Raw genomic sequence first — 16,982 nt, 5'->3', positions numbered from 1 at the left:
TCGGCGAAGAAATCCGACGCCTTCTACGACAAACGCTGGTTTGTCATTTACGGAGAGGGGAAGGCATGGCCGAATATGTGGTTTACTATCGGGTTTCGACCGAACGGCAGGGGCAATCCGGCCTTGGGCTGGAAGCACAGCGGGCGATGGTCGAGCAATTTCTGGCCCCCACAGATCAGGTGGCTGCCGAGTTCACAGAAATCCAATCTGGCAAACGGGATGATCGGGTTGAGCTTTGGAACGCTATCAACCTTGTGAAGAAGACTCGGTCGAAGCTGCTGATCCCGAAGCTGGACAGGTTTTCCCGGAAGGTGTCATTCATTTCGGGGATCATCGACCAAGGGATCGAATTGGTCGTCTGCGAACACCCTAACGTCTCAACATTTTTCCTGCACCTGTTGGCCTGCTTTGCCGAGGAGGAGCGTCGACAGATTTCGGAGCGCACCAGAGCCGCACTCAGAGCGGCAAAGAACCGGGGAACCGTCCTTGGCCGGAATGCTCAAGCCTTGGCGACTCAACGGCAGTCGGAGAAGCGGAAATTCTTCGAAACGATCCGCACCGAGTTCGAACAGGCACTCATTGAGTCTGGATCGTTTTCGGCCACGGCCAGTCTGCTGAATGAACGGAGTGTGGCAACATTCAAGGGCGGGCGCTGGTATCCACAGACAGTGAAGAACTACTCGGTGCTGGCGATGGGAAACTCCAGCGTGGCATCGAAATAGTAATTGTCATGCTCCTACACCCATACAGCACTTTTACCATTTTCTTGTTGGGGCAACCTCGGCCAGATACAGAGAGCTAGAGCGACTACCCACTGAGCGATATCATCCGGCCCTTCAACGGACCACAAGTATGCACAGCCATATCAGTCTGCGCCACCTCCAGATCAAAGGCCGCTTTCGGCGTCAGGAATTGTTCTACGTCCAGCTCCGGGAACAGCACCTGCTTGATGTTTTCCAACAACTCAACGGTTTTGGCTGTTCGCGGCACCTGATGCGGCACGAAGACCTTTTTCTTTCGGGCATTGTCCACATCCATTTTGGTGCAGGGAATGCCGAAACCATCATTCAGGATTTGCGCAAACTCTTTGACCTTGAGCTTGTAGTCAGAGGTGATGTCGGCCCGCTGAAACGCCTCCACGTTGATCTTGTGGGTGCCCGCTTTCCGTAGCTTATGCGCAATGCTCAGGTCCCGGCGAAGGCGCTTCAGGACACCATCCTCTTTAGCGATATATGCCCCAGCCGGACCCTGTGCCGCCAGTTTGCCCTCAAAGTACTCCGCCCATGCTCGGTAGTCAGACGTCGTTTTCAGACAATGCCCAGCCTGCTTGTTGTAGTCTGCCCAGATCGCCCGAGTGGTGTTGAACTGGTCCACGGTGTCCCACGGCTGGGTCGAGAATGCCAAGTGGGTACGAGTTTGCCCGTCGTCGGTTGTGACAGTGACGTCTCCGGCCATAATTGGTTTCCGCTTCCAGTCAAACTCCATCGACAGGCGTTTGGTCATCGTCTTGTCAACGAAGTCCATCCCCTGTTCATACATCTCCCGAATACCCGCCCCCATCGTGACTGTCAGCGTGTCGGTCGGCTTCCGGTCAAAGAACAGATCAACAATTTTGTCATTCTGCTCTTTCTTGGACAGGATGGCATCCAGCTTGATACCACCCTTCGCTAGCACAACTTTCTCATCTTCCTTGGGTTCAATGCCAGTGCCTGACCAGTCAGGAACCTCCGATGGCCGCAGCGTGGCTTGGCCTCTGGTGCGCCACCCAACAGGCTGGCGGATGATGTGCTTGACCTCATAGATGCCCCATTGCGCGGCCAACTTGATCCGGGAGTCCAGATATCGCCGACCGAGCGTGCCTTTGGCAGCCTTCTTCATTTGCTCATCGGTGGCCGTGGTCAAAAAGCCATCGGTGGTGACACTGAAGATTTGCACGTCCTGAGGCAGCGCATTCATAATTTCACTGAGCACACCCCGGCAGAAAGCCGTGATGAAGGCAGCATAGACCGGGTTGGTGATCTTGCTCGGTTCCAGACGTTTGGTTTCGGCATCCCTCAGATCGTAGATACGTCGTTCTCGCAGACCCTGAGCCGTCTTGCCGTATGTGGAATTGACAAGCTCCTTCCAGAATAGGTTGTCCAGGGTCTTCTTGGGATGCTTGGCCCTCTCCTCGATGCAATGACGGGCAAAGTCGAGAAACGGTCGCTTGGCATGACCGCCGTATTCCCTGCCGCCACCTTCTCTACGACTGATAACACGGTCAGAGTTGATCCGCCGCCCCTCCACCAGTTCGATCTTTGCCCCTAGTTTCTTGGCCAGCAGGATTTCACTGATATGCGTGGTGCAGTTGCCCTTGCGAGGGAACAGCAAACCGTTTTCGGTGCGCACGGGCAGAACCGGGTATCGCACGTCATCCGGGAACTCAAAATCCACATTGGCAAAGGCCAGGTCTTCAACGGTCAAACCACCGCCAAGCAGTTCTTCGGTGCTGGTGATGTGCGTGATCGTATTCCAATCCGGTTCCCCGATGAGCGCCATTGCCGATGGGTACGCACTGGTCAGATCATAATCATACCAGACACCTTCGGGTGCGGGGCCAAACCAGAACTGTTCATTGCGGCCACCGTGATAGCATTCGGTAAAGAAGTCTTCGTGCCAGAACAGTTTCTGAACGGACCTCGGTTCAGCATTTGTCTCGTATTGCTGTTTCTTGTCGTTCCAGCGCTTCTCCGTCACGACTTCTTTGCCGACGATTTCAAGCGGATCGAGTCCTTGGGACAACCAATGTGACCGTATCAGATCGACACCGATGGATGTCAGCGTGACAGGCAGTTTGAACTTACCCGTCTTCTCGAAATACAGCCGGATCATGCGAACCGTGTATTGGGCACATACCTCAGCGTCCCGGATGGCATAGTCCCGGAACAGAGGCCAATTATCCTCCAACAGGTCGGCCATGTTTTCTTTGTAGTGCTGCTCCTGCTTGGGGTCGTCCGACAGCTTCAGCTTTTCAAAGCCAAGGATTTCACCGAGCTTGGCAAGGCTTTTGGCCCCTGTTGGTGCAAGGGCAATCGTATCTCTGATTTTGACATACAGCCGTGCTTTGGAAAGCAATCGTGTGTGGATGGTATGACAGAACCATTGGTTCTTTCGGACTTCTCCTCAACGGATAGGAGAAGTATGTCCAAAATCCAGATTGCCCCCAAAAGAACCAACATTCGCGCAGCGAATGTCTTGCGAAGCAAGCGATTGGCCAAGCATTGCTACCCATCGCAAGCAGTTGGCCAACTAACTTCACTTCGTGAAGTACTTCGTATTCGCTAGGTTGGTTTGGCTGGCTGGTTGGGCTGGCCGGGGAAAGTATTTGGTCCCATGGCGTTCAATCTGGTGTCCTTCAGGACGATGGCGGGACAACAAATTGCCACCCATCGCTATCATCTAGCAACTATTTGGCTATCAACTTCACTTCGTGAAGTGCTTCGCATGATTTGGGTTTTGTTGCTCGTGATTGGCATCGCCCGGAAAGCTATTGGTCCCGTTGCGTCCCGACCAGAACCCAAGGGGACCAATGGCTTTTTCAATGTATCCGGCAGGTGTCACTTTCCGAACCGGCTACGGATTTCTGAGGCAGCTGTTTCAAGGACGGCATCCAGCTTGCCGTCGCTCGTGAGGTTCTTCAGTTTTTCGAGGTTTTGGACAACGTCCTCCGCATCCGAGCATTTGATGGCCGTCAGGCCGGGAGCAAGTTCCAGGGGCGTCCTGCCATACCGGGGCGAAATGAACCAATCCCCTTTGCTGGTCTGCCAGACCCAAGTGCTTTTCCAGGTTTTGCTGGCGTTCCCTGCTTGCATTCCTGCCAACTGCTTGTCGATGGCGGCAATGAATTTCTGACGACGCTGTTGGGACGGCTGTGTGGTTTTCGGCTTTTCCGCGGCGTCAAGATTGAATTGTTTCTCGAGTGTCATTGGGATCTCCTTTGCTACCCCAACGGCGTCCCCCAACCTCCCCGCAACAGGCAACGTTCTTTTTGATGTTTGACCTTAGAGAGACTTCGGTTTGGTAATCTGTTTGCAGTCCACAGGTCGCTTGCCGGTTCCCGAGTAAGCAGTCACACCACACGCTTTGCATTTCCAAGCGATCAGCGCGCCTCGATCGTCTGCTGACGTACGTTTCCATTTGCACACCAGCCTTGTCTTTTGCTGACGAACGGCATTTGTCATCAGTCGCAGAACCAGCCACAAGCCCAGAATGGCTGCAACAATCGCTACTATCAGCAACGTACTGACTTCACTTGCTGAGACCGAAATAGATTTCACCGTCTGGGCTCCTATCTGTCGACCTCAATGGGGTGATCTGGTTCTCTTTTCGAGACCTACAGCCAGTGCTTGTCAAGGCCGCAAGGCATCAATGATATTGTACCAAGGTGTTTTGCGAGCTTTGTTTTTCAGGCAGATAGCAACCGATCCGATTAGTAACTTGCTCAGGCAAGACAGGACGTCCCGCCTGGCAAAAGAAACCCCGCCAGAGCGGGGTTGACAGCAAAGGGTGTGCCATGTCGTCCTGTATCTCTACCCAGTCACGTGGAAGCCATGTTTGACTTTGGTCAAAAATGAACCCCGCCTAAGCGGGGTTCATGAGTACCGGGAAAAAATAGTCTTGATATCTGAAGGGGCCACTCACAACACCTCTTCACCTTCCATTGGTGCCCGAAAAAACCCAAGAGAAGAACATGGTTTTTTCACCACTCAAACCAAATATTGGGATACCGGAATTCAGTCATCACTCCTTGTGCTGCAAGTTTTCAATGATCCCTTTCGTCGGTGCCATGTTCTTCAGATAGAACCGCTCCAACTGATCCACGGACGTCCCAGCATTCTTGGCAAGGGTGTGGAGGTTCACCTTCCCATTCGACCCTCTGAGTCGTGCTTGGATGGCATAGTGCCGAAGCGAATATGGCGACAGCTTCCGATCTTCATCCAGCAGCTCGGCCTTTTCCAGAATGTGGTTGAAGATACGACGGGCCGTATTGATGGCCGTTCGCCGGTTCGGATATTCCGGCATCCAGACGTAGCCATTCTTGTCCGGTCCCTTTTCATCGAAGGGGTTTACGACGCCCTGGTACAAAGGCACGGCTATTGGCATGGTAATACTTACCCGTCCGCCAGTTTTGCCGCCCCGAACATTCATTTCCAGATGAGCAGGATCACCCTTGATCTGAATGTCCTTGTGCTTGAGGCCGAACAACTCCCCTTCAGTCGGTCGGAGAAAGGTATGAACTACAAACCGGAACATCTTGGCATGGTGGCCGGTGATCTTCACACCACGAACCTTATCACCCCGTTTGGCACATTCATCGGCAGCCTTCAGGAACCGTTTGTATTCGTCATCACTGAACGTGTGCCGGGGGGTATCCACGGTCTTTTGCTTCGGCATGACAGGCACAACATTCAGCAGCCCGTCTTCCATCGCCATCATAAGAACTTTGCGAATGATGATGGTGTGCTTGGCCTTGGTCGATTCAGCCAACTTCTTTGACCGATTCTGATCAAGATGAACCAGATAATCCCGAACCATCCCCGTATTGATTTTGGTTACGTCATACTTGCCGAAGTAGCAAATCAGACCGTCTTTCGACCGGTTCAGCAGTTTGTTGTCGCCATCCGACCATTTCGATTTGCCCTTCTGCACGGTCATCAGCTTTTTGGCATAGTGCTCGAAGCTGGTGGTCTTCTTCTGGGCGTGGTCGCTGTTGGCCTTGCTGTGGTACGTATCGGCAAACTCATACGCCACTTCAATGGCTTCGAGCCTTGATTCTTCCTTGGATGATCGATGGACGTATTTGCCCGCTATTGGATCCCTCAGACGGATGAACCAATAGGGGCTGCGGCCCGTCCGATAGATCGCCAGACCTTTTCGGAGATGTTTCAGCTTGGAGATTTGGTTTTTTGAATCTTTGGACAAGTTCAGCCAGTGGGAGGAGTGTATAACTGTGTATAACTTTTACGGGCCAAATCTGAAGGCTTCAACGTCAGAAATTTATCAACTATTTCAGGAGTTTAGTGGTGCCCGGGGGCGGAATCGAACCACCGACACGAGGATTTTCAATCCACTGCTCTACCCCTGAGCTACCCGGGCACGGGAACGGCGTTTGCCGTTGGGTGGAGGCCTTCTATGACTTGCAACAGGCGGTGTCCAGAGGCTTTTTGAGATTTTTTCAGTGCCGACGATCCGGCCTTGTTTCTTCAGACGGAATGTCGGCGTCAACGTCTTCCTCACGCTGCGAGGGCACCGCGTAGGACCCGTTCAGCCACTTTGCCAGGTCCAGATCCGCGCAGCGCTTCGAGCAGAATGGACGATAGACCTTCACCGTTGCCTCACCGCATATCGGACAGCTCATTTCAACACCTCCGCCAATGGAACACGTCCCCGCTTGCGCTGCAGTTCGAAATGCCCCAGCGGCGTCCAGCCGGCTAGGATGGTTTCCTCGCTGTCCGCCTTGAAGGCCGCGCGCAAGGCGGCTTCGAAACCGCGCCGGTCCTTCTTGGGCATCGGCGCCAGATCCAGCGTGATCTGGCCGCCCAAGCCGCGCACGCGCAGCGCCCGCGGAAGAGCCTTGGCGCAGGCGAAATTCGCCTTCTGCCCAGCCGCCAAAGACGTATCGCTACCCGTGTTCACATCCACCGCGACCAGAGCCCGCGTGGGCTGGATATAGAGCTGCCCACCGCCGGGCAGCGGCTCGGCAATCCCCAACACCGCGTCCAGCGCGTCCAGGACGCCATGAGACTCGAAACCACCGGGCTCGGTCACCACCTCGGCCGGCTCGGTCCAGTCGCGCCAGGCCAGAACGTGCGGCCCGTCGCCCTCGGCCAGTTTCTCGGATTCCGTGCCCGTGTCGTCCAGAACCTGTCGGGCCAGATCGGTCATTGCGGCGATGTCTTCGGCGATCTCATCGGCACCCGCCTCTGCGCAGCAGGATCGCAGGATCAGGCCGAACGCACACCCTTCCATCGCCTCGTGGGCGATTTCCAGCAACCGGTCGCGTTCCTCGTCATCGCGGATGCTGCGCGAGACGTTGAGGCCCGGCGCATCCGGCGTGACGATGGCATAACGGCTCTTGAACAGCAGACGGGTCGTCACCGGGATCGCCTTGCCCGGCTCGGCATAGCCGCTCACCTGCACCAGCAGCTGCGCTCCGGGCGCAAGACCCTTGACCTGACGCAGGAAGGCCGGCCCGTCCGGGGTGGAGAGGAACATGCCGCCCTGCCCCTTCACCGGGCGGTCGGCGCGGGCGCGATAGATCGTTCCGGGTGGCGGCGCATCGCCTGCGATGAGGAAATCATCCAGTTTGCCATCCACCATCAGGGCGGCGGCCTCGCGGCCCTGGATGTGATCCAGAATGATGGTCCGGCCCTTCATGATGCCTCTCCATACAGGGGATAACCTGCGGCCTGCAAAAGCGCGGCCGTTTCCGACAGCGGCAGCCCCACGATACCGGTGAAAGACCCGCTGATCCACGGGATGAAGGCCCCGGCCGGCCCCTGAATCGCATAGGCCCCTGCCTTGCCCTGCCAGTCATCGGTGGCGAGATAGGCATTCACCTCCAGATCCGACAGCCGCTTGAACTTGACCAGGCTCACAACGTCGCGTTCCCAGAGCTTGTCGCCACGGCGCACTGCGACCGAAGTGATCACCCGATGACGGCGCCCGGACAGGGCATAGAGAAACTCCGCCGCCTCGCCCGCATCCGCGGGCTTGCCCAGAATCCGCCGGCCAAGCGCCACGGTGGTGTCTGCGCACAGCACGATGTCATCGTCACTCGCCGGAACCGCCAGCACCTTTTCGCGCGCGATACGGGCGCAATAGGGGCGCGGCAATTCACCCTTGCGGGGATCTTCGTCAATGTCGGGGGGAAGAACGGCGTCGGGCCGCACGCCAAGCTGGGCCAGCAGGTCCAGCCGTCTCGGGCTGCCCGATCCGAGAATCAACGCCATGTGGGTGGCGTTACTTGAAGCGGTAGTTGATCCGACCCTTAGTCAGATCATAGGGGGTCATCTCGACCTGAACGCGGTCGCCGGCCAGAACGCGGATGCGGTTCTTGCGCATCTTGCCTGCCGTATGTGCGATGATTTCATGGCCGTTTTCCAGCTCGACCCGAAACGTCGCATTGGGCAGGAGTTCCTTCACGACACCGGGAAATTCGAGCGTATCTTCCTTGGCCATGTTGTCTCCATACTTGCGTTGCTCCGCGGGAACCGCGGAATCAGCGCCTAAATGGGCGCATTTTGCCTATTTTTCAAGGGTTGAATTGCCTAAAGGCAACAGTTTGTGACCGATTGGACGCGGGGTTCCTGCTCTTGCCAGTGCGTCCGGTTGAGAACCCGGCCATCGGCCCGCACATGGGCGATCGCGTCCAGATCGACCTCGGCATAGGTCCAGCCCGGCTGGTTCAGCGCGCCCTCTGCGAGAACGCCGGTATCTGGGAAACCCACGTCGGGAGGGCCGAACACGCCGCCCATGCCGGTGTTCATGTCCACTGCTTCGGACCACTCATTGTTGCCGACCAGCGAGGACATAACGGTAACGCATTGATTTTCCAGCGCACGCGACATCGCACCGATGCGGACGCGCCAATAGCCCGACAGGGCTTCGGTGCAGGAGGGCACCAGGATCAGATCAGCCTCGGACAGGGCGCGCCCCAGCAGAGGAAACTCGCTATCATAGCAAATGAGGACACCGATCTTGCCCAGTGCCGTGTCGAACAGTTTCAGCGGCCCGCCCGGCGCGATGTTCCAGGGGTCGCGCTCGAACCGGGTCATGATCTGCTTGTCCTGATGGTCATGGTCGCCGTTGGGCGAGTAGAACTCGGCCCGGTTCACGGGGCGGCCCTGACCGGTATTCACCGGCGCCGACGCGCCCAGAATGTACAAATTGTACTCGGTTGCGAGGCGCCGATGTACGTTTTGTACATCCTCCATCCGGTCGGATACGGCCTGAATCGACCGCTCCAGATCGCCAGCCACCTCGGCGCCGTCCAGCGTCGAAAGCTCCATCGCGCCGTATTCCGGAAACACCAGCAACTGTGCGCCCTGCCCCGCGGCCTGCGCCACCCAGCCGGCCAACTTGTCCTCGTATTGCGCCCAGCTGTCGAGCCAGTCGAGATTGTAGGCGGCGGTGGCGATTTTCATGATACAGGTTCCGGTGGCAGATTCGGCGGCAACTCTATGAGATGCAGGCAGGGAGTGTATAGATCAATTGCCCCGATCGATACGAAAGACCCGCCAATGCTGATGTCAGATCGAAGCCGACGCCCTCGATTCTCCTGAGCAAATAAACCTTGATTGGTGAAACGCTGACCATCAGCATAGTCTGGGTAATCCCATCGGAGTTGATTGTGCCAGAACGCAAAGCCACAAGTCTGCTCAGACAGCCGTACACAGCAAGATGATACGGCCGTCCCCAGAGTTGCTTGCGATTTCGCGCCGCCTGCATCAGGCCATCCTCACCGGCAACACCGAAATTCTGCCGGGCTTTTTCTCTGTCGGCGAAGAAATGCGCTTCATTGGTACGGCCGAGAACGAATATTGGAACGGTTCGGTTGTGAGCGAAGGGGTTGCCGACTTTTTCAGCGAAGTGCCTGACATTCTTGCGGCGGAAGAAATCCAGTCCGAGGCATTCGAGAATGGCGAAACCGGCTGGGCGTCTTTCGTGTACCGCGTCCACTTTTCAGGTTTGCCCAAACCCAGCCTTCAGCGCGAAACATACGTGTTTGTTTTGGATGGGGCCCGATGGAAAATAGTTCAGCGGCATGGTTCTGCACCAGTACCGAACGCTGTTCATATGGGCACGGAACAAACAGCAATACAGCGGCTGGTCGATGCGGCGAGAGACGAAGGTCCGGAACTGGAACAGACCGAAGGTTTGGCTTCGATCCTGTTCACCGATCTGGAAGCCAGCACGGAATTGGCGGCTGCGTTGGGCGATGCACGCTGGTCGAGCCTGATCAATGACCACTTTCGCGATATTGCAGACATCGTAGAGGCGCAGGGCGGTCAGTTCGTGAAATCCCTTGGAGATGGCACGTTGTCGAGCTTTCCTTCGGCACAGCAAGCCTTGAAAGCTGCCGTTGAAATGCAGAAGGCCGTTGTTTCCCGAAATCAGGACCCGCAACTTGGTTTGCGCATCGGAATCCACACCGGAGAAGTCGTTCAGAATCGCGGTGACTTCTTTGGTGCTGTGGTAAACAAGGCTGCCAGAATAACAACCATGGCCTCTGCTGGTCAGATCTTGGTGTCCGACGTCACATGCACCATGGCTGGAGACGCTCGGGACATGACGTTTTCAGAGCCCGTATCAGTGTTTTTCAAGGGCTTTGAAGGAAAGCATTTGCTTCATCGGCTGGAATGGAAACCATGAATTTGACGTTTTGCAGGCCGAATGTGGTCATCGCCGAATGAACGAAACGCCTGCACAGCGGTCGTTCATCCGAACTCCAAAATCCGCGATCGACCGGAACACCTGAAAGCCCGTGCAGGGCCGCCTCACAAACCCCTGATCCAGAACTGCAGCGGTTTGAGGGTTTCCGATGCCTCGCCCAGGTCCTTCCACGAGAACTGGGCGATCACCCCGGGCAGAGGCTCATACCCCCGCGCGCGCCAGAACGCGTCGAGCGGCCGGTAATCGGCCGGGCGCATCGGATGATCCGCCGGGCGCTGAACACCGCAAAAGGCGCTTTTGGCAAAACCCAGCTCGCGGGCATGGGCCTCGCGCAGGTCAAAGAACCGGTGCCCGATGCCCTGCCCGCGATAAGCCGGGTCCAACACCGATTCCGCGCAGTAGAAGATCTGGTTCAGATCCAGCCCGCTGCCCTCGAAGGCCGCGGCGAAATCGTCGGCGTGGTCCGCCAGCGGCATGCCGGTCGAGGCCCCGACCAGCCGATCGCCGTCAAAGGCGCCGACGACGATCGCCCGGTCGCTGTCGCGATAGGATTGCAGGTAGTCGCGCTCATAGGCCGGATCTCCGTCATAGAGATAGGGCCAGGCGCGGAACACCTCGATGCGCAGCCGCGCCACGTCGTCCAATGCCGCCTCGAGCGCCGGCCCCGTCAGCGCGCGAACCTGCGTGACCTCAGCCATTCGAGACCTGCTTTACCCAGTCCGCAAGGTTGTAGAAGGTGGTGACCCGGGTGATCTTGCCATCCTGGAGATTGAAAAAGGACCCGGCCGGCAAACGGTAGGTCTGGCCATGCGCCTCGGGCAGCCCTTCATCGGTTTGAAGATAGGTGCCGTTCACGATGAATTCGGCCGCCGCGCGGGTGCCGCCTTCGGCCTCGAAGATCACCATGTCGGTCAGGTTTTCCTTGTAACAGCGATTCATGTGGGCGCAGAACTCGGCGAATTTCTCTTTGCCGACGCGAATCTGCCCCTCGTTCACGTGATGCGCCACGTCGTCCGACAGGCAGGCCAGCATGCCTTCGACGTCACCTGCGTTGAAGGCATCGAAATAGCGTTTGACGGTCTCGTTCATTGTGTCTCCGTAGGCTCTCCCCAGCGGTCCTTGAGATGCTGGATGATCTGATCGCGGGTTTGTCGATAGTGGTTTAACTTCTCTTCCCGCGTCTCGCCGAGCCCAGTAGGGTCCATTATTGGCCAATATTCGACATCGAGGTGAAAATATCGCGTGAGTTCCAGCGCCTTTCGCTGGCTTGCCGGCGACAGCGCGATGACCAGATCGAACGAGCTCAGGTCGTCGCCCCACTGCTCCATCTCGTCGAAGGAGCGCGAGCGGTGGCGCGACAGCTCGACCCCGATTTCCTGGCACACCGCGATGCAGAACCCGTCGATTTCCATCTCGTTCCGGACGCCCGCGGATTGGACATAGGTGCCCTTGCCGTAGAACTTCTTCATGATGCCCTCGGCCATGGGCGAGCGGACCGAGTTGTGGTCGCAGCAGAACAGGACCGAGTTCGGAAGCGGCTGCACGCGTCAGCCTCCGAAATGCAGCACGCAGATCAGCGTGAACAGGCGGCGGGCGGTGTCGGTGTCGATCTCGGCCTTTCCCTCCAGACGTTCCTGCAGAACCCGGCTGCCCTCGTTGTGGATGCCGCGCCGGGCCATGTCGATGGTCTCGATCTGGCTGGGCGGCAGGGTCTTGACCGCGTTGAAGTAGCTTTCGCAGATCTGGAAGTAGTCCTTGACCACCTGCCGGAACGGCCCCAGCGACAGGTGAAATTCGGCCGCTTTCTGGTGGTCTTCGGTGGAGACATCGAAAACCAGCCGCTTGTCCCGGATCGACAGCTGAAGGCGATAGGGGCCGTCGGGCACCACCCGGTCGTCGCGCTTGGGCAGCGTGAACGAGTTTTCCTCGAGCAGATCGAAAATGGCGACCTTGCGCTCCTGCTCGATTTCGGGCGTGGGCGCCGGCAGGTTGCGGTCGTCCAGTTCGATATGGGTGATGCGGCTCATGTCGTCGGGCTTCTGCGTCTGCTTCGGATCGCGACAGACCTACACCACCTGCACGGGTTGGGCAACGCGCGGAATCCTCGGGACAACGGCGTAACCTGCCGCGCCCACACCCCTTCATCTTTTGACAAATACTCCGGGGGAGTCCGGCCACAAAATGTGGCCGGGCGGGGGCAGCGCCCCCCCCCTGCGGCCCGCCGTCAGCCGTTCAGCAGATCCAGCCGCGCCCGGACCGACAGACCATGCGCCTCCAGGCTTTCCGATTGCGCCAACCGCTCGGCGGCGGGGCCGATGGCGCGCAGCGCCTCGGGCGTCATGCGGCTGAGCGTGGTGCGTTTGAGGAAATCCATCACCGACAGGCCCGAGGAAAACCGCGCCGAGCGCGCCGTGGGCAGGACGTGGTTCGGGCCGCCGACATAGTCGCCGATGGCCTCGGGCGTGTACTGGCCCAAAAAGATGGCGCCGGCGTGGATCGTCTTTTGGCTGAGCGCCACCGGATCGGCCACGCACAGTTCCAGGTGTTCCGGCGCGATGCGGTTCGACAGGGCGGCGGCCTCGTCCAGGTCGCGCACGGTGATGACGGCGCCGAAATCACGCCAGCTGGCGCCGGCGATCTGGCGGCGATCCAACGTTTCCAGCCGCGCCTCGACTGCCTCGGCCACCGCGCGGCCGAAAGCGGCGTCGTCGGTGATCAGGATGGACTGGGCGCTTTCGTCATGTTCGGCCTGGCTGAGCAGGTCCAGCGCGATCCAGTCAGGGTCGTTGTCCCTGTCGGCGATCACCAGGATCTCGGAGGGGCCCGCGATCATGTCGATGCCGACCTTGCCGAACACCCGCCGCTTGGCCGCCGCGACAAAGGCGTTGCCCGGCCCGGTGATCTTGTCCACCGGCGCGATGGTTTCGGTGCCATAGGCCAGCGCCGCAATCGCCTGTGCGCCGCCGATGCGGTAGATTTCATCGACGCCCGACAGACGCGCGGCCAGCAGGACCAGCGGATTGACCTGTCCGTCGGGCGTGGGCACCACGATGGCCAGACGCTCGACCCCCGCAACCTTGGCCGGGATCGCGTTCATCAGCACCGAGGAGGGGTAGGAGGCCAGCCCGCCCGGCACATAAAGCCCCGCGGCAGACACCGCCGACCAGCGCCAGCCAAGAGTCGCACCCGCCTCGTCGGTCCATTCCTGGTCCTGCGGCATCTGGCGCTCGTGATAGGCCCGGATGCGCCCGGCGGCCAGTTCCAGCGCCGCGCGGTCCTCGGCCGAAACGCCCTTGATCGCGGCGTCGATCTCCTCGGCGGTGAAGGCCAGCGTGTCCGGCGTCAGCTCCAGCCGGTCGAATTTCGCGGTCAGTTCGATGACGGCGGCGTCACCGCGCGACCGCACGTCCGCGATGATCCCAGCCACGACCGCGTCCACGTCCGGGCTGTCCTCGCGCTTGGCCGAGAGCAGGTCGGAAAACGCGGTTTCGAAATCGGGCGTAGTGGTATCGAGGAAAACGGGCATGATGGTGTCTCCGGCAGTCCCGCCGGGAATATCCGGGGACGGCCCGGGCCTCAAGGGCTTAGATCAGGGGTGCAGCGATTTGCGCATCGGCGATCCGGCGCGGGGCGCGTCGTAGAATACCCACGATATCCCGCGCTTGTTCTTCACCTAGACCGGGTGGTTCGGCGCCTGTCTGGACGGCGCCTGATAGGGCCGCGTGACATCCTTGAGCGTGCATTCCAGCGCCTCGACCGACAGCCGGATGGCGCCATCCCCGGCCAGCGTCAGCAGGATCTGCCCCGCCCCGTCCTCCTCGGGCTCGAAGGCGATATCCAGCAGCGACAGGATCATGTCCTTGTCGTTGCGGTCGATCCCCTGGCTTGCAACGCTCAGCACATTGTCGAAAACCAGCAGCGACTGCACCCGTTCAAAGGGCCGCCCCCGGCGCTCTGCCGCGTCGCGGTCTTCCCAGCGGAAGCGGTTGAGCAGCAGCGCAAACCGACGCTCGGCCGGGCGCCACGACATTTCGGTCACCGGAAACACGGCATCCTGCACCAGCGCCGCGATGATCTTCAGGTCATCGCTGTCCAGCGCGCCGAGGTTCAGCGGAGCTTCGCGCCCCTCTTCGAATGTTGCGTCTGCCATCAGCCCTTGATCCGTTCGATCTTTGCGCCCACGCCTTCCAGCTTGCGGACCACATGCTCATATCCACGGTCCAGATGATAGACCCTGCTGACCACGGTTTCACCCTCGGCCGCCAGTCCGGCCAGAATCAGCGACACCGAGGCCCGCAGATCCGTCGCCATGACCGGCGCGCCCTTTAGCCGTTCGACGCCCGTCACCGTGGCGGTGCCGCCGTGAACCTCGATCTGCGCGCCCATGCGCATCAGTTCCGGCGCGTGCATGAAACGGTTCTCGAAAATCCGCTCTTCCAGCACCGAAACCCCGTCGGCCGTGCACATCAGCGCCATCATCTGCGCCTGCAGGTCGGTGGGAAAGCCGGGGAAGGGCTCGGTCACCACGTCCACGGACCGCACCCGGCCGTTCCTGCGCGAGACCTTCAGCCCCGCTTCGGTTTCCTCGACATCGACCCCGGCGGCAGTCAGCTTTTCCACGAAAGAGCCGACCAGACCCATCCGACCGCCCAGCAACTCGACCTCGCCGCCGCAGATGGCGGGGGCCAGCATGTAGGTGCCCAGTTCGATCCGGTCGGTGACCACCTGGTGCGTCGCGCCGTGCAGCCGGTCGACGCCCTGAATCTCGATGGTCGAGCTGCCCTCGCCCTGAATCTGCGCGCCCATCTTGCGCAGGCATTCCACCAGATCGACGATCTCGGGCTCGCGCGCGGCGTTTTTCAGAACCGTGGCCCCCTTGGCCAGAGTCGCCGCCATGACGATGTTCTCGGTGGCGCCGACCGAGGCAAAGCGCATCTCGTGCACCGCCCCTTTCAGCCCGTTCGGTGCCTTGGCATGCAGGTATCCGTCCTTGAGCTCGATCTCGGCGCCCAGGGCTTCCAGCCCCTCGACATGCAGGTCCATCGGACGCGCGCCGATGGCGCAGCCGCCCGGCAGCGACACCACCGCCTGCCCGAATCGCGCCAAGAGCGGCCCCAGCACCAGGTTCGAGGCCCGCATCTTGCGCACGATCTCGTACTCGGCGGTGTGACTGGTCAGGTCGTGGCTGGACATCGCCAGAACCTGCCCGTCCTGCAGGGCCGACACTTCGGCCCCCAGCGACTGCAGCAGCGCGGTCATGGTCTTGATGTCGCTCAGCCGCGGCGCGTTGGTCAGCGTGAGCGGTTCTTCGCTCAGCAGCGTGGCCGGCATCAGGGTGAGGCAGGCATTCTTTGCCCCCGCGATCGGGATTCGGCCATGAAGCGGCCCGTTGCCCGTTACAAGAATCGAATCCATCTGCTCTAGCCCTTGTCCTGACCGGCCTTGCCGTCCGAGCCCGCCCGCGCCTTGGCCTGAGCCTTGCGCCGCGCGAGATTTGCCTTGAGAGCGGCCTTGAGCCGATCCTCGCGCGCATCGCCGGATTTGCCGTGTTTTTTGGGTGAATTTTTGTCTGACATGATCTTTCTCTACAGGAGGCGAAAAAAACCGTCCAGATGCCCTTGCACCCCGTTTCGTTTGAGTCTAATCACCCGCCCACAGCGCTGCTGTAGCTCAGAGGTAGAGCACTCCCTTGGTAAGGGAGAGGTCGAGAGTTCAATTCTCTCCAGCAGCACCATCTTCCCACAAATGAAAGCGAACAGCGTGCGATTGGCGCGGATTCTCTGCACGAGGATGGCGTTGAAAGGTCGACTTTCACTGACCTGTCGGCGACTGATCCAGCTTCAACAATATTCCTATAACTAAGGAAGCAATTCCGCTTCTAAACTTTTCTGCAGACAGATTGGGCGTCATAGGATGGATTCGACGTGTTTTTTTGGATTCGGCTCACCGCAACATGACAGAAAATCAAAAAATAATGACGCGAAGAAAAAAGAGTTTGAGCATTTCCAAGGGTAGATCGCTGAGGAACAACCTCCCTGTGAAATGAGAAAGCTCGAGATGAAATCAACTTTGGCTGTACTTACACTTGTAGGAACTGCGGCTCTAACTTCCGGTTGCTCGACAGGCGTCAACGGCGAGACAGTTGCCGGGCTACCTGGTTCGCCGGCTTGGTTCGCGACAGCATCAGAGGAAACCCAGATGGCCTTCTACGCACAAGAATGTGAAGAGTTCGGTTTCCAACCCGGAACACCTCATTTTGCAATGTGCATGAAGCAAACGGCTGGAGAAATGCGCTCTGGAGCCCAACAAGCTTTGGCCAACATGGGCCAACAGATGTCCGACTTCAGCAATGGTCCTGAAATGTATACAACAAACTGTAATTCGTTCGGGAACTCGATCAGCTGCAATACATCGAAGTGGTAAGGATCAAATCCAGATGACCCTCTTGTCAGAGGCAAATCTTCTCTGACAAGAGGCCGTTAACGGCACGGTGTTTCGCACCATCTTTCATGATGATACGTTAGCCTTGGGCCAGCGCAGGTTCCACC

General features: G+C 58.9%; 19 protein-coding genes and 2 tRNA genes. 4 read left to right on the top strand and 17 right to left on the bottom strand.

Translation table 11 applies throughout. From position 1 onward, the window contains the following. Positions 1–65 precede the first annotated feature (65 nt). Positions 66–722, top strand: coding sequence for a recombinase family protein (locus AVO45_RS16435; RefSeq protein ID WP_068349217.1), 657 nt, complete (start codon positions 66–68; stop codon positions 720–722). 85 nt (positions 723–807) lie between these two features. Here the strand turns inward: AVO45_RS16435 and AVO45_RS16430 are convergent, their stop codons facing one another. The 9 genes from AVO45_RS16430 to AVO45_RS16395 form a co-directional block, all read right to left on the bottom strand. Next, complete coding sequence (locus tag AVO45_RS16430) at positions 808–3,114, bottom strand: DNA polymerase (protein ID WP_240482159.1); 2,307 nt, start codon at positions 3,112–3,114, stop codon at positions 808–810. A gap of 482 nt (positions 3,115–3,596) precedes the next feature. Next, entirely contained in the window at positions 3,597–3,965 is a 369-nt protein-coding gene (locus tag AVO45_RS16425; RefSeq protein WP_068349214.1) for a hypothetical protein, read from the bottom strand. Positions 3,966–4,779: 814 nt separating this feature from the next. Next, positions 4,780–5,961, bottom strand: coding sequence for a tyrosine-type recombinase/integrase (locus AVO45_RS16420; RefSeq protein WP_068349211.1), 1,182 nt, complete (start codon positions 5,959–5,961; stop codon positions 4,780–4,782). 99 nt (positions 5,962–6,060) lie between these two features. Next, positions 6,061–6,135: transfer RNA gene (locus AVO45_RS16415), tRNA-Phe, on the bottom strand. 79 nt (positions 6,136–6,214) lie between these two features. Then, on the bottom strand, positions 6,215–6,397 hold the full coding sequence (locus AVO45_RS19505) for a DNA gyrase inhibitor YacG (RefSeq protein ID WP_082688843.1): 183 nt from the start codon (positions 6,395–6,397) through the stop codon (positions 6,215–6,217). Then, entirely contained in the window at positions 6,394–7,416 is a 1,023-nt protein-coding gene (locus tag AVO45_RS16410; RefSeq protein ID WP_068349209.1) for a ribonuclease E/G, read from the bottom strand. Before AVO45_RS16410 ends, AVO45_RS19505 begins: the two co-directional genes overlap by 4 nt. After that, positions 7,413–7,991, bottom strand: a complete 579-nt coding sequence (locus tag AVO45_RS16405; RefSeq protein WP_068349207.1) for a Maf family protein — start codon at positions 7,989–7,991, stop codon at positions 7,413–7,415. The genes AVO45_RS16410 and AVO45_RS16405 overlap by 4 nt, the downstream gene beginning before the upstream one ends. Before the next feature lie 10 nt (positions 7,992–8,001). Further along, positions 8,002–8,220, bottom strand: a complete 219-nt coding sequence (gene infA, locus AVO45_RS16400; protein WP_005620785.1) for a translation initiation factor IF-1 — start codon at positions 8,218–8,220, stop codon at positions 8,002–8,004. Between the two features lie 89 nt (positions 8,221–8,309). Continuing rightward, positions 8,310–9,185: a carbon-nitrogen hydrolase family protein gene (locus tag AVO45_RS16395; RefSeq protein ID WP_068349204.1), complete on the bottom strand. Its 876-nt coding sequence runs from the start codon at positions 9,183–9,185 to the stop codon at positions 8,310–8,312. A gap of 256 nt (positions 9,186–9,441) precedes the next feature. Between AVO45_RS16395 and AVO45_RS16390 the strand changes: the two genes are divergently transcribed. Continuing rightward, positions 9,442–10,413: an adenylate/guanylate cyclase domain-containing protein gene (locus AVO45_RS16390; protein WP_082688842.1), complete on the top strand. Its 972-nt coding sequence runs from the start codon at positions 9,442–9,444 to the stop codon at positions 10,411–10,413. Between the two features lie 125 nt (positions 10,414–10,538). Here AVO45_RS16390 and AVO45_RS16385 read toward each other — a convergent pair whose 3' ends face one another. From AVO45_RS16385 to AVO45_RS19915, 8 genes are all read right to left on the bottom strand, one after another. Then, positions 10,539–11,132, bottom strand: a complete 594-nt coding sequence (locus AVO45_RS16385) for a GNAT family N-acetyltransferase (protein ID WP_068349198.1) — start codon at positions 11,130–11,132, stop codon at positions 10,539–10,541. Then, positions 11,125–11,523: a ketosteroid isomerase-related protein gene (locus tag AVO45_RS16380; protein WP_068349195.1), complete on the bottom strand. Its 399-nt coding sequence runs from the start codon at positions 11,521–11,523 to the stop codon at positions 11,125–11,127. Before AVO45_RS16380 ends, AVO45_RS16385 begins: the two co-directional genes overlap by 8 nt. Further along, positions 11,520–11,978, bottom strand: a complete 459-nt coding sequence (locus tag AVO45_RS16375; protein WP_068349193.1) for an arsenate-mycothiol transferase ArsC — start codon at positions 11,976–11,978, stop codon at positions 11,520–11,522. Before AVO45_RS16375 ends, AVO45_RS16380 begins: the two co-directional genes overlap by 4 nt. Before the next feature lie 3 nt (positions 11,979–11,981). Beyond that, entirely contained in the window at positions 11,982–12,461 is a 480-nt protein-coding gene (locus tag AVO45_RS16370; protein ID WP_068349190.1) for a UPF0262 family protein, read from the bottom strand. Positions 12,462–12,658: 197 nt separating this feature from the next. Beyond that, a complete protein-coding gene (hisD, locus tag AVO45_RS16365; RefSeq protein WP_068349187.1) occupies positions 12,659–13,960 on the bottom strand; it encodes a histidinol dehydrogenase in 1,302 nt (433 codons plus the stop codon). A gap of 147 nt (positions 13,961–14,107) precedes the next feature. Next, positions 14,108–14,584, bottom strand: a complete 477-nt coding sequence (locus AVO45_RS16360) for a DUF2948 family protein (protein ID WP_068349185.1) — start codon at positions 14,582–14,584, stop codon at positions 14,108–14,110. Continuing rightward, complete coding sequence (gene murA / locus AVO45_RS16355) at positions 14,584–15,849, bottom strand: UDP-N-acetylglucosamine 1-carboxyvinyltransferase (RefSeq protein WP_068349182.1); 1,266 nt, start codon at positions 15,847–15,849, stop codon at positions 14,584–14,586. Before murA ends, AVO45_RS16360 begins: the two co-directional genes overlap by 1 nt. A 5-nt stretch (positions 15,850–15,854) precedes the next feature. Continuing rightward, positions 15,855–16,010: a hypothetical protein gene (locus tag AVO45_RS19915; protein WP_169796024.1), complete on the bottom strand. Its 156-nt coding sequence runs from the start codon at positions 16,008–16,010 to the stop codon at positions 15,855–15,857. Positions 16,011–16,093: 83 nt separating this feature from the next. On the opposite strand from AVO45_RS19915, the gene AVO45_RS16350 reads away from it, so the two are divergent. After that, positions 16,094–16,168 (top strand) — tRNA-Thr (locus AVO45_RS16350). A 308-nt stretch (positions 16,169–16,476) separates the two neighbouring features. Further along, the gene (locus tag AVO45_RS19820) at positions 16,477–16,857 is read left to right on the top strand and encodes a hypothetical protein (protein ID WP_157770189.1); all 381 of its coding nucleotides are present in this window, start codon (positions 16,477–16,479) and stop codon (positions 16,855–16,857) included. The last annotated feature ends 125 nt before the right edge of the window (positions 16,858–16,982 follow it).

Source organism: Ruegeria marisrubri (assembly GCF_001507595.1).
Classification (GTDB): Bacteria; Pseudomonadota; Alphaproteobacteria; order Rhodobacterales; family Rhodobacteraceae; genus Ruegeria; species Ruegeria marisrubri.
The sequence above is the reverse complement of the archived record's forward strand: the minus strand, read 5'-3'. Positions and strand labels throughout refer to the sequence as shown.